Below are 11,862 nucleotides of genomic sequence, written 5' to 3'. Positions count from 1 at the left end.
CCGGGGCCGATTATCACATTGGCTTTACCTTGCCAAACATAACTTTATCTTCATTGTCGCGAAGCCGTTGGCGCTTTGTATTAATATCTTACTGCTAGATCCTCTCAACATATAAGTAAAGGACAATACGATGAGTAACAAAAAAGTAGCTGTGATTACCGGTTCCGGCGATGGTCTGGGTAAAGGCATTGCCCAAAGACTGGCACAAGATGGCTTTGCCATAGTGCTGTCAGACATCAACCCTGACACATTGGCAAAAACAGAAGCCGAATTCAAAGCGCAAAATCTTGAAGTAGGCGCGTTTCGCGGAGATGTCAGCAAGCGGGATGACCAGTTTGCGTTAGTCAAATATGCCGTTGATACTTTCGGGCGGGTGGACGTATTTATCAACAATGCCGGTATCGAAGAAGTGATGTTGCTCAACGAAGCAGGAGAGGCCGATTTCGACCGCATCTTCAATATCAATGTAAAAGGCGTGCTATGGGGTATTCAAGCCGCATCCGAGCAAATGAAAAAACAAGGCGGAGATCGCGTTTATAAAATCATCAACGCTTGCAGCATCGCCGCACATGAATCTTATGATTTGCTCGGTCTTTATTGCGCCAGTAAATTCGCCACCCGCGCATTGACGGTAGCCGCAGCCAAAGAGCTTGCCAAGAGTAAAATTACTGTCAACGCCTATTGCCCCGGCGTAGCCGGTACCAAAATGTGGGATCGTATTGACGAGGAAATGGGCAAACATTTAGGGCTCAAACCGGGCGAAGCCTTCGAAAAATTTGCTTCCGGTATTTTGATGGGGCGCACTCAGATTCCTTCCGATGTTGCCTCACTAGTCAGCTTTTTGGCATCATCAGATTCCGACTACATCACCGGACAAGCCATCATTACCGACGGCGGCATGGTATTCCGCTAAGCCGAATCGTCGACTCACAAGCCGCTTGAAGCCGAACTTCAGGCGGTTTTCAGCATTGAAAGCCTGTCTGAAAACATACTTGAGCGATAATAATGCTCAGATTAAAAAAACCATCATCCGACCACCAGAAAGGAAACCCATGAATTTTTTCCGTTTAACCGACAAACTGTATATTTCGCCTCAAATCAATCGTAACGACGCCGCTGAAGCCGCCAAGCTGGGCATCACAACCGTGATTTGCAACCGGCCGGATCAGGAAGAGCCTGGCCAACCTGCGTTTTCCGAAGCGGCTGCCTGGTTTGCCGAAGCAGGAATAACCGACATACGGCACCAACCTGTTATCGCACCGCAAATTACCGCCAACGATGCCAAAGCCTTTGCCGAGCAACTGGAAAACAGCCGAGGCTCTGTTCTAGCCTATTGCCGCACCGGCACGCGTTGCTCGCTGTTATGGGCAATCAATCAAGTCGAACAAGGCCGAGATGCCACTGAAATCATTGCCAAAGTCAAAGCGGCAACCGGATTGGATTTAAGCAACTTCGCCGCCAAGCTGCAATTGCCATAAACACTATGCCTGTCTGAAACCGCTAAGCCCAAGGTTTCAGACAGGCATTCCTTTTATGTTAATATACTGAAATAAACCCCTTCTCAACACAAAGGATAGTGAAATGGCATTCCTCAAACTGACCGACCAAAACCTGCAAGGCAAAACCGTGCTTATCCGTGCGGATATGAACGTTCCGTTTAAAGACGGCAAAATCAGCGACGACACCCGCATCCGCGCGTCGCTCGCTTCAATTCGTTACGCACTGGATAACGGTGCTTCCGTTATCGTGATGTCCCACTTGGGCCGCCCGACGGAAGGCGAATTCCACCCTGAAGACGATGTTGCACCGGTGGCCGCCCATTTGGGTCAGTTACTGGGCAAAGACGTTAAAGTATTGAACGATTGGCGTGAAAACCGCCCGGCCTTGAAAGCGGGCGAAGTGGCCATGTTGCAAAACGTGCGCATCAACAAAGGTGAAAAGAAAAACGATGCCACATTAGGCCAAGCCTATGCCGCCTTATGCGACGTGTTTGTCAACGATGCTTTCGGCACCGCCCACCGCGCACAAGCTTCCACCGAAGCCGTAGCCGCCGCCGCACCGCTCTCCGTAGCCGGCATTTTAATGGCTGGTGAATTGGATGCTTTGGGTAAAGCCTTGAAAGAGCCCGCCCACCCGATGGTTGCGATTGTAGCCGGCAGCAAAGTGTCAACCAAGCTGACCATTCTCGAAAGCCTTGCAGATAAAGTTGATCAGCTGATTGTTGGCGGCGGCATCGCCAACACCTTCCTGCTGGCTCAAGGCAAACCCATTGGCAAATCGCTGGCCGAACCAGATTTGGTGGAAGAAGCCAAAAAAATTATGCAGAAAATGGCGGCCAAAGGCGGCGCCGTACCGCTACCGACCGATGTGGTCGTGGCCAAAGAGTTTGCTGAAAACGCAGCAGCAACAGTCAAATCCATTGATGATGTTGCTGCCGATGAGATGATTCTGGATATCGGCCCGCAATCAGCCGCCGCTTTGGCCGGTTTACTGAAACAGGCCGGCACCGTCGTATGGAACGGCCCGGTGGGTGTGTTTGAATTCGACCAATTTGCCGGCGGAACCGAAGCGTTGGCCAAAGCAATTGCCGAAAGCGCTGCATTTTCTATTGCCGGCGGCGGCGACACCTTGGCGGCCATTTCTAAATTCGGCGTTACCGATAAAATCAGTTATATTTCTACCGGCGGCGGCGCATTTCTTGAATTTTTGGAAGGCAAAGAATTGCCGGCAGTCGCCGCATTGGAAAAATTTGCCGGCTAAAGAAAGCGGAATAAATCTGCCTCGCCAAGCAACGTCGCATAGCAACGACAAAAGGCAATAAAAATACGGCCGACTGCCTGAAAACCTGATTGTAGTACCAATCAGGCTTATCTAAAAAAATGTCTGTCTGAACGTTTTCAGACAGGCATTTATTATTTCATTAAAGCTAGCTTAGGCTGCTTATAGTCTTTCACTCGCCCATTAAGAAATGGCAGCAAATCATCTGCCAAGTTACGCCGAAATCTTATCCGCAATAGCCAACCAAGCATTGAGCAACCGGCGATCGTCAATTTTCAAGAACGCGGTATCGGCCTCGGCCGCCTGAATCAAAGTCTCCGCTTCATGCAATACACCATGACGGAAATAATGCAACTTTACCGACTCGCCAACAACCAGCTGCGACCACTGCCGAGCAAAATCAGTGCAACAAAAACCATTGAGCGCGATGACTTTGTCTTGAGCGCACAAACCGGCATTTTCAGCACTGCCGCCGTTAAACACATGGGTTAAAACAATACCTTCCGCATTCTGTTTAAAACGAGCGCCGAAATCAGGTATGGCTTCAGGCGCTGAAAAGGCGTCAACCAGCGCACCGCCGTAACCTCGGGGCGCACTCTGCCACATCAACTCAACGCCCGCACTTTTCAGACAGGCTTCCAAAGGCAAATCTTCAGTGCTGAACAAAGCGATCTGAAAAAAATCTTGCAGATTCAAACCGGTAATCTCTTCCGCTCGCTGCTGCCATTCATTTTCAGATAGGCCTTTGCCGCTAGCCAGCCAATCTTGATATAGCGTACTCATAATATCATCAAGACTCAGCTTGCCAAGGCTAAGCCGACGAATCGTCAAATCCAAACACATCGCCGCCAAAGCGCCTTTTTGGTAATAACTGACAATGGCATTCGGGCTGTTTTCATCTTGTTTGTAATATTTGTTCCAAGCCGTAAAACTCGATTGCGCCAATGTTTGATGCAAGCGGCCTTTGCCTTGTTGCACACGAGTCAGATTTTTCGCTTGTAGCTTCAGATAAGCTTCCACACTAATCACACCGCTACGCACCAAAAACAAATCATCATAATAAGACGTAATGCCTTCAAAAGCCCAAAGCTGCTCGGTATAACTTTCACTGTCGAGCCGATAAGGGATAAAAGCGGCGGGCTTAATCGATTTGACATTCCACGCATGGAAATATTCATGGGAAAAAAGGCCGAGCAGTAAGGTATAGTCTTCATCGGCTTCTTGCATACCCTCAGCCGGCAGGCATCGGCGGTCGGCATGCAAAGCCGTGCTGCTGATATGCTCCAAGCCGCCGTAAATATTGTCGCCGATAAACAACATAAACAAATACTCTTTAAACGGAGCCGGAGCAGGAAACATTTTTAATTGGGTTTCGCAAATTTTTTGGATGTCGTTTCTCAAACGATTCCTGTCGAAACCCGCGTGATAGCCACTGATGGCGATACGGTGCGGGATACCGCAAGCCTGAAATGCAATCGTTTCAATATCGCCGAACTCAAAAGGATGATCAATTAATTCAGCATAATCGGTTGCCTGATACCCGTTTTCAGACAGGCATGGCAAGGTCGTAGCAGTTCGCCAACCGCGCGGCAGGTTTTCCACATTGACCACACACGTCTCATTTTCCCTACCGCCCACGCTGAGAAACAAACACGCTCCGTCAAAAAAACCGCGTCGAGTATCCAGGTAAGCACCGCGCACGGAAAGGTCGAACGCATATACGGTATAACTAATCCGCCATTCTCCTGCCTGCCCTTGCGCCTGCCACAGATTTTTCGCCATTTGCGCCAAATCGATCTGCTGCCCGTTACAAACGGCATCCAAAGTAATGATATGACGTGAAAAATCACGAATCATATAACTTCCGGGAACCCAATTGGGCAAACGCAACACAAAAGAAGTATGATTCTCTTGTTTGAAAGTCAATGTAATCCGCCAAAGGTGGCTGAATGGTTCTGGGCTTAGAGTGTAGTGCAACATAGGTAGTCTTATTTTGTTAAGATTTGTTTATGATTTTCAGGCTGTTTGACATCGGTCAAATAAACTTGTTAATAAAGCTTATACTCTTACAAAATCCGGCATTTGGCAACCTGCGTTTAATATCGAAACCTGCCCGATGCCGATTTGACTTGGTTCAACCGATATTTTGATTTAAAATACCAAGGTTAAACCTCCATACCCGTCAAGCTTCCTTCCCGGCTATGGTGTTAAATTAAGATAATTAAGGTAGTTTTATGCGGGCTGTTTCAGGCGGCTTTCATTAACAACCTGCCAGATGTTTAAATTGCCATGTTTAATGGAGACCTTTATGGAAACGCAAACTTACAACTACAAGGTGGTGCGCCAATTCGCCATCATGACTGTAGTTTGGGGTGTTGTGGGTATGTTGGTCGGCGTCATTGCAGCCGCCCAGTTGTTTGCACCCATGCTTAACTTATCTGATATCGGCCCGTGGTTCCACTTCGGTCGTATTCGTCCCCTGCATACCAACGCCGTGATTTTTGCCTTTGGCGGTTGCGGGTTGTTAGGTACGTCTTATTACGTTGTACAACGCACCTGCAACACCCGGCTGTTTGGCGGCAGATTTCTACCGGCCTTCACCTTCTGGGGCTGGCAGCTCGTCATTGTTCTAGCGGCGATTACCCTGCCTTTGGGCTACACCCAAGGTAAAGAATACGCCGAGTTAGAATGGCCGATTGACATTCTGATTGCCGCAGTTTGGATTGCTTACGCCATCGTGTTTTTCGGCACCATCGCCAAACGCAAAATCAAACACATTTACGTGGCAAACTGGTTTTACGGCGGTTTTATTCTGGCAGTTGCGCTGCTGCACATCGTGAACAATATCAGCATTCCTGCCGGAATGATGAAATCATATCCCGTTTATGCGGGTGCGATTGATGCCATGGTGCAATGGTGGTACGGCCATAATGCGGTAGGTTTCTTCCTGACCGCAGGCTTCTTAGGCATGATGTATTATTTCGTTCCCAAACAAGCCGGTCGTCCTGTTTACTCTTATCGTTTGTCTGTCGTTCACTTCTGGGCACTGATTTTCACTTATATGTGGGCCGGCTCGCATCACTTGCACTACACCGCCCTACCCGACTGGACTCAGTCTCTAGGCATGGTTTTATCGCTGATTCTGTTCGCACCCTCTTGGGGCGGTATGATTAACGGCATCATGACCCTTTCCGGCGCTTGGGATAAATTGCGTACCGACCCGATTCTGAAATTCTTGGTAGTCTCTCTATCGTTTTACGGCATGTCTACCTTTGAAGGCCCGATGATGTCTATCAAAACGGTAAATGCATTGAGCCACTACACCGACTGGACCGTAGGTCACGTGCATGCCGGCGCATTGGGCTGGGTAGGATTTATCACCATCGGTTCTATTTATTATCTAATTCCCCGTTTATTCGGCCGCGAAGAAATGCACAGCGTTAAACTGGTTGAAGCGCATTTCTGGATTGCCACCATCGGCGTAGTTCTCTACATCGCATCCATGTGGATATCCGGTGTAATGCAAGGCCTGATGTGGGGTGCTTTGAATACAGACGGTACGCTGACCTACTCTTTCGTGGAATCCGTAAAAGACAGCAAACCTTTCTACATGGTTCGCTTCGCCGGTGGCCTTTTGTATCTGAGCGGTATGTTGATTATGTCTTATAACGTATTCCGTACTGTTTCAGAGGGTAAAGCGGTTGATGCCAAAATCCCCGTTCTTTCCCAAACACAACACCACTAAAAAATATAAAGAAAATAGGCTACCAAAATGAAATTACAACAACTTGTTGAAGAAAAAGTTGGTTTTCTGATTCTGTTTACTTTTTTGGTTATTAGTGTGGGCCTGATGGTTGAAGTTGTCCCTCTGTTTTTTACCAAAGCCGTAACTGAACCGACCAAAGGTGTCAAACCTTACAACGCCTTACAAGTGGCAGGCCGCGACATTTATGTACGCGAAGGTTGTTATAACTGCCACTCTCAAATGATCCGTCCGTTCCGTGCCGAAACAGAGCGCTACGGTCACTATTCCGTTGGCGGGGAATCGGTTTACGACCATCCCTTCCAATGGGGTTCAAAACGTACCGGACCGGATTTGGCTCGTGTCGGCGGCCGCTATTCTGATGAATGGCACCGTTTGCACTTGCTTAATCCGCGTAGCGTGGTTCCTGAATCCAACATGCCTGCCTTCCCTTGGTTGGCTCGCAATAAGGTGGATCCGGACGCAGTGGTTGCGCATATGAAAGCATTGCGTGCCGTTGGTACTCCGTACAGTGATGAAGAAATCGCTAAAGCACCCGAAATGTTAAAAGACAAATCCGAGATAGAAGCGGTTATCGCCTATCTGCAAGGTTTGGGCTTAGCACTGAAAAAAAGGTAACGTCATGGATATCAATTGGGTGCGTAGCTTGTTTACCATCTGGATTTTTGTCTGCTTTATTCTGGTACTTTATATCGTATTCAATAAACGGAATAAGAAAAACCATGAAGATGCGGCCAACAGCATCATTGAAGATGACGATTCTCCACAATAAATGCACCCAATAACTATCCCGTGACAACACGGAGCAAAACAAATGAACACAACTTCACAATTTACCAGCAGCTTCTGGAGCTACTACATTATTGCCATTGTCGTGCTGAGTCTTATCGGTTTACTCTGGCTTTTGTTTTCCCAAAACAAAGTAAAAGCACCGCCCAAAGGGGAAGAAGTTAAAACGATGGGCCATTCGTGGGACGGTATTGAAGAATACAACAATCCCCTCCCCCGCTGGTGGTTTATCCTTTATATTTCCGCCGTGATTTTCGGTATCGGCTATTTGCTGGCTTATCCGGGATTGGGCGATTTTAAAGGTTTTCGAAATTGGACCAGTAAAAACCAATATGAAACCGAAGTAAAACAGGCAAACGAGCAATACAAACAGATTTATGCGAAATTTGCCAAAATGCCGATTGATCAAGTTGCCAAAAACCCGCAAGCGCAACGCATCGGTAAAAACTTGTTTGATACTTACTGTATCCAATGTCATGGCTCGGATGCCAAAGGTTCCCGCGGCTTTCCTAACCTGACTGATACCGATTGGTTGTGGGGTGGCACTCCTGAGAAAATCCATGAAACCATCAAAAACGGCCGTATCGGCATCATGGCTGCTTGGGGTCCGGTTTTAGGCGAAGAACGAGTGAAAGATGTTGCGAACTATGTAATGTCTTTATCCAAACCAGAAGGGCAATACGATCCTTCACGTGCGGCACGCGGCGATGCGATTTTCCACGGCCCTCCGGCAAACTGTTATACCTGTCATGGTGATAAAGGCCAAGGTATTCAGGGCACTGCACCTAATCTAACCGACGACGTTTGGTTATGGGGCGGAACTCAAAAAGCCATTATCGAAACCATTACCAACGGCCGGCATAACCAAATGCCAACATGGGGCAATTTCTTGGATGAAGATAAAATCCATATTATGACTGCTTATGTATGGGGCTTGTCGCATCCGAATGGTAAACCTTTACCGACAGACACCGAGAATGCCTTAGGTGAGAAAGCAGCGAAAGCGGCGGCTAAAGCCAAAGCAACTGCACCTGCCGCTAGCGCCGCATCTGCTCCAGCTGCTGCTTCGGCAGAGGCTGCATCGGCCGGCAAAACCAAATAAGTTAAACGTTTATTTAAAAAGAAGCCCCGGTTGAAACAACTGGGGTTTTTATTTACAGCCGGCCGGTTGTTTCAATTTTGAATAAAACTTACCTCCGCTGCACAATTTATAAAGAACAGTTCATTTATCAAGAACAGTTCATTTATCCGTTAGTTGGCTTATTTCCATCTTTAGTACCAAAAAATCGGCGCCATTGCATGCAAATGACTTGGGCCAAGACAGAGGGGAGGCTTTCTCTACAAATTGCTTGTGTATCAAAGTGATCAATCATAAAAAATGCCTGTCTGAACATTTTCAGACAGGCATTTAGGTTGACAGCCTAGATTCAAATCACATCAGGCTTCTCTTAAAAACATATTGCAACCGTTGGTTGATACCGCTCACAACCATCCTAGCTGTTTATGGAAATTCAAAGCGTCATAATAATCACCTTGATAAACGATTTTGCCGTTTTTAATGCGGATAAAACTGGCACCTTCAAAAGCAAACGCTTTACCGGTGGCCGGCGTATCCTCATCCCATGCCCCCGTATTGGTGCCTGAAAAACGCCACTGGCAGGCAATGCCGTCTTTACCCACAATCGGTTCGCTGGTCATTTCCCATTTCACATCGGGAACGGCACCGATAAAAACAGCAATTCCATCATCTCTGGCGCTGTCTCGCCCTTTCAACGGCGTGCCGATACTGGCATCGTAAAATACCACGTCATCGGCCATAAATCCGGCGGCGGCTTCAATATCATGGTTACTCCAAGCCTGCATATAGGTTCGGATGATGGCTTCAAATGATTGATCAGACATTTTCTGCTCCTCTCTCAAACTTCATGATTGCTCATAACATGTTTAATCCGGGTATATTCTTCCAAAGCATAAGCCGACAAATCTTTGCCGTAACCCGACATTTTGAAACCGCCGTGCGGCATTTCGCCAGTTAGCGGAATATGGGTGTTAATCCACACGGTACCGAAATCCAAATCGCGGCTGAAACGCTGAGCCCGCGCATGATTGGCGGTCCACACGCTGGAGGCAAGGCCATACTGCACGCCGTTGGCCATTTCCAATGCCTGATCGTCATTATTAAATTTCTGAATCGTAATGACCGGGCCGAAGATTTCCGTTTGTATCGCTTCATCTTCCTGCTTCAAGCCGGTAATAATGGTAGGCTCGAAATAATAGCCTGGGCGCTCTGCGCGTTTGCCGCCGATTTCCACTTTGGCATGAGAGGGTAAGCGCTCAAAAAAGCCCGATACACGCGCCATTTGATTACTGTTGTTTAACGCACCATACAAAGCGTTTTCATCATCAGGATCGCCGAATCGAGTATTGCGAGCTTGCTCAACCATCAGGGCAACAAATTTGTCATACGCCTCTGCTTCAACCAATACACGGGATGCGGCGGTGCAATCCTGCCCCGCATTAAAGAATCCTGTCATGGCGATATGTTCGGCCGCCCGTTCCAGATTGGCATCGGCAAACACCACAACCGGCGCTTTGCCGCCCAATTCCAAATGCGGCCGAGCCAGATGCTTCGAAGCTGCTTCGGCCACTTGCATGCCTGCTCGTACGGAGCCGGTAATCGACACCAGCGCGATACCGGGATGAGCAACGATTCGGTTGCCCGCATCCGCTTTGCCTAACAGCACATTAAACGCGCCTTTTGGAAACAGCGGCGCTGCCAATTCCGCCAACAAAAGCGTGCTCTGCGGCGTGGTATCGCTGGGCTTTAAAATCACGGTATTGCCCGCAGCAAGTGCCGGAACGATTTTCCATACGGCCATCATCAAAGGATAGTTCCAAGGCGTTACCTGCCCTACAATACCCAAAGGCTCGCGGCGGATGCTGGATGTAGTACCTGCCATATATTCGCCGGTGGATTTGCCTTCCAAACAACGGGCCGCACCGGCAAAAAAACGGATTTGATCGGCCGAAACCGCCACTTCCTCGCTCGCAATCAGGCTTTTGATTTGCCCTGTTTCGCAGCTTTGAGCGTCAACCAGCCGCTGGCCGTTTTGCTCAACCGCTTCGGCCAATGCCAACAAGGCTTTCTGACGCGTCGATGGAGTAGCGTTTTTCCATTCTGCAAACGCCGCCTCTGCCGCCTTGTAAGCCGCTTCAACATCTTCGTCTACCGCATTGGGCGACTGGGCGTAAACCTCCCCCGTTACCGGGCTGACCAAATCGAAATATTCCGCACCTTTCGGTTCGGCATATTCACCGTTAATGAAATGTTTTAGTTTTTTCATGTTGCTTCTCCTCTGTATAAAGTTATTTTTAAAAAGCAGCTTTAATATCAAAGACAAACATGTAACCGCCTCTGATTTTTATATGACGTTGGATAAGCGATTAAGTTCTGGCAAACCACTTTTTTGAACATTACGACCGCTCAACCAAACATGCTGCGCTGCATAACGGCAAAGACCCTATCGTTTCATTCACATCAAGGGGTACGACACAAACAAATAAGATAAACTGATAATATAAAAAGAATGGGTAAATCAGAAAATAGCAAATCATCTTCAGACAGGCATCAATGCCTGTCTGAAACACACCGAGCTACCAGCCTGCGGGCAGCAAATCCATCTTAGCCAAAACAGCATATACCGCGCTGGCGCTGTATAACAAGAAAATCATGATGTAGATAACCGGCCGGGTCATCCAAGCTGGGCATTGCCATTCTGGCTGCTTGTTGCCCAATTTACGGGCGCCGTGCACAATCAGAAACGGCAAGATACTCAACACCACGCCGCTGAACACGCCGACAAAATACAGTGCATCCACAAATCCCACCATGCCGCTATACGCCAGCGCAAAAGGCGGTAGCGCCACCAAGCCCACGATAAGCAGCCGTACTTTCAGATTAGTGTCAACCGGCAGGCTGAAACGGTCGGCAATATTGGTTAAGAAACTGCCGCCTATGCCCCAATAAGAAGTCAGCATGGCAAACAAAGCAAAGCCGTTGGCTGTAAAAAACGCCCAACTGCCCAGCGCCTTGCCCCAACTGATGGTCGCAACCTGGCTAATATTCTCCAAACCGTTTAACGAAATCACCGAAAGCGGCACCAGCGCCAGCAAGCCAAACGTGCATACCATGCCCGTAACAATGGCTCTGGGCAGCTGCTTAGGCTGGTGCGACAAACCGCGGGCAATTTCCGGCACGATATATTGAGCACAATAAATAAACACCACCAGATTGAATACCGGCACCATATAAGCCCAACTGCCCTCCAGCAAATGGCTGAAATCGGTTGTCGGAAACAACAGCGTTGCCCCCACCAGCACCAACAACATCAACACCATCAGCAAAGTAATCATCTTTTCACTGCGCCCCAAAGCCTTCAGCCCCAAGCCCAGAATCACCACCGCCGGAATAAAAAACAAGGGGCTGTCCTAGATAACTAGGGAAATTCAAATTTAAGTTAGAATTATCCCTA

Annotated in this window: 10 protein-coding genes and 1 pseudogene; 7 read left to right on the top strand and 4 right to left on the bottom strand. The window is 48.3% G+C overall.

The features are described from left to right. The first annotated feature begins 130 nt into the window (after positions 1-130). The 3 genes from Q4A84_RS06605 to Q4A84_RS06595 all read left to right on the top strand — a co-directional run bounded on the left by Q4A84_RS06605 (position 131) and on the right by Q4A84_RS06595 (position 2,760). Positions 131-913: an acetoin reductase gene (locus Q4A84_RS06605; protein ID WP_303088142.1), complete on the top strand. Its 783-nt coding sequence runs from the start codon at positions 131-133 to the stop codon at positions 911-913. A 139-nt stretch (positions 914-1,052) separates the two neighbouring features. Continuing rightward, the gene (locus Q4A84_RS06600; RefSeq protein WP_303088141.1) at positions 1,053-1,478 is read left to right on the top strand and encodes a TIGR01244 family sulfur transferase; all 426 of its coding nucleotides are present in this window, start codon (positions 1,053-1,055) and stop codon (positions 1,476-1,478) included. 103 nt (positions 1,479-1,581) lie between these two features. After that, positions 1,582-2,760 (top strand): phosphoglycerate kinase, encoded by a 1,179-nt coding sequence (locus tag Q4A84_RS06595; RefSeq protein WP_303088140.1) that lies wholly within the window; start codon positions 1,582-1,584, stop codon positions 2,758-2,760. Positions 2,761-2,991: 231 nt separating this feature from the next. Here Q4A84_RS06595 and Q4A84_RS06590 read toward each other — a convergent pair whose 3' ends face one another. Then, positions 2,992-4,758, bottom strand: coding sequence for a M61 family metallopeptidase (locus Q4A84_RS06590; protein WP_303088139.1), 1,767 nt, complete (start codon positions 4,756-4,758; stop codon positions 2,992-2,994). Positions 4,759-5,086: 328 nt separating this feature from the next. Between Q4A84_RS06590 and ccoN the strand changes: the two genes are divergently transcribed. From ccoN to ccoP, 4 genes and pseudogenes are all read left to right on the top strand, one after another. Then, positions 5,087-6,523, top strand: coding sequence for a cytochrome-c oxidase, cbb3-type subunit I (ccoN, locus tag Q4A84_RS06585; protein WP_303088138.1), 1,437 nt, complete (start codon positions 5,087-5,089; stop codon positions 6,521-6,523). 27 nt (positions 6,524-6,550) lie between these two features. Continuing rightward, positions 6,551-7,159: a cytochrome-c oxidase, cbb3-type subunit II gene (gene ccoO, locus Q4A84_RS06580; protein ID WP_303088137.1), complete on the top strand. Its 609-nt coding sequence runs from the start codon at positions 6,551-6,553 to the stop codon at positions 7,157-7,159. A gap of 4 nt (positions 7,160-7,163) precedes the next feature. Further along, the gene (locus Q4A84_RS06575) at positions 7,164-7,313 is read left to right on the top strand and encodes a CcoQ/FixQ family Cbb3-type cytochrome c oxidase assembly chaperone (RefSeq protein ID WP_303088136.1); all 150 of its coding nucleotides are present in this window, start codon (positions 7,164-7,166) and stop codon (positions 7,311-7,313) included. A gap of 42 nt (positions 7,314-7,355) precedes the next feature. Next, positions 7,356-8,408: pseudogene (gene ccoP / locus Q4A84_RS06570) on the top strand (cytochrome-c oxidase, cbb3-type subunit III); the annotation flags it as partial. Between the two features lie 404 nt (positions 8,409-8,812). On the opposite strand, the gene Q4A84_RS06565 reads toward ccoP, so the two are convergent. From Q4A84_RS06565 to Q4A84_RS06555, 3 genes are all read right to left on the bottom strand, one after another. Next, the gene (locus tag Q4A84_RS06565) at positions 8,813-9,232 is read right to left on the bottom strand and encodes an ester cyclase (RefSeq protein ID WP_303088135.1); all 420 of its coding nucleotides are present in this window, start codon (positions 9,230-9,232) and stop codon (positions 8,813-8,815) included. Positions 9,233-9,246: 14 nt separating this feature from the next. Next, entirely contained in the window at positions 9,247-10,674 is a 1,428-nt protein-coding gene (locus tag Q4A84_RS06560; RefSeq protein WP_303088134.1) for an aminobutyraldehyde dehydrogenase, read from the bottom strand. Positions 10,675-10,984: 310 nt separating this feature from the next. Then, the gene (locus tag Q4A84_RS06555; RefSeq protein ID WP_303088133.1) at positions 10,985-11,809 is read right to left on the bottom strand and encodes an aromatic amino acid transport family protein; all 825 of its coding nucleotides are present in this window, start codon (positions 11,807-11,809) and stop codon (positions 10,985-10,987) included. Positions 11,810-11,862 lie beyond the last annotated feature (53 nt).

This window comes from Neisseria sp., from assembly GCF_030527965.1.
In the GTDB taxonomy this organism is placed as follows: Bacteria; Pseudomonadota; Gammaproteobacteria; order Burkholderiales; family Neisseriaceae; genus Neisseria.
The sequence above is the reverse complement of the archived record's forward strand: the minus strand, read 5'-3'. Positions and strand labels throughout refer to the sequence as shown.

What these genes read in the sequence shown, in the direction of transcription:
- Q4A84_RS06590 (WP_303088139.1), bottom strand. Translation starts at nt 4,758, where the DNA reads ATGTTGCACTACACTCTAAGCCCAGAACCATTCAGCCACCTTTGGCGG.
- Q4A84_RS06575 (WP_303088136.1), top strand. Translation starts at nt 7,164, where the DNA reads ATGGATATCAATTGGGTGCGTAGCTTGTTTACCATCTGGATTTTTGTC.
- ccoO (WP_303088137.1), top strand. Translation starts at nt 6,551, where the DNA reads ATGAAATTACAACAACTTGTTGAAGAAAAAGTTGGTTTTCTGATTCTG.
- Q4A84_RS06560 (WP_303088134.1), bottom strand. Translation starts at nt 10,674, where the DNA reads ATGAAAAAACTAAAACATTTCATTAACGGTGAATATGCCGAACCGAAA.
- Q4A84_RS06600 (WP_303088141.1), top strand. Translation starts at nt 1,053, where the DNA reads ATGAATTTTTTCCGTTTAACCGACAAACTGTATATTTCGCCTCAAATC.
- Q4A84_RS06605 (WP_303088142.1), top strand. Translation starts at nt 131, where the DNA reads ATGAGTAACAAAAAAGTAGCTGTGATTACCGGTTCCGGCGATGGTCTG.
- Q4A84_RS06565 (WP_303088135.1), bottom strand. Translation starts at nt 9,232, where the DNA reads ATGTCTGATCAATCATTTGAAGCCATCATCCGAACCTATATGCAGGCT.
- Q4A84_RS06595 (WP_303088140.1), top strand. Translation starts at nt 1,582, where the DNA reads ATGGCATTCCTCAAACTGACCGACCAAAACCTGCAAGGCAAAACCGTG.
- ccoN (WP_303088138.1), top strand. Translation starts at nt 5,087, where the DNA reads ATGGAAACGCAAACTTACAACTACAAGGTGGTGCGCCAATTCGCCATC.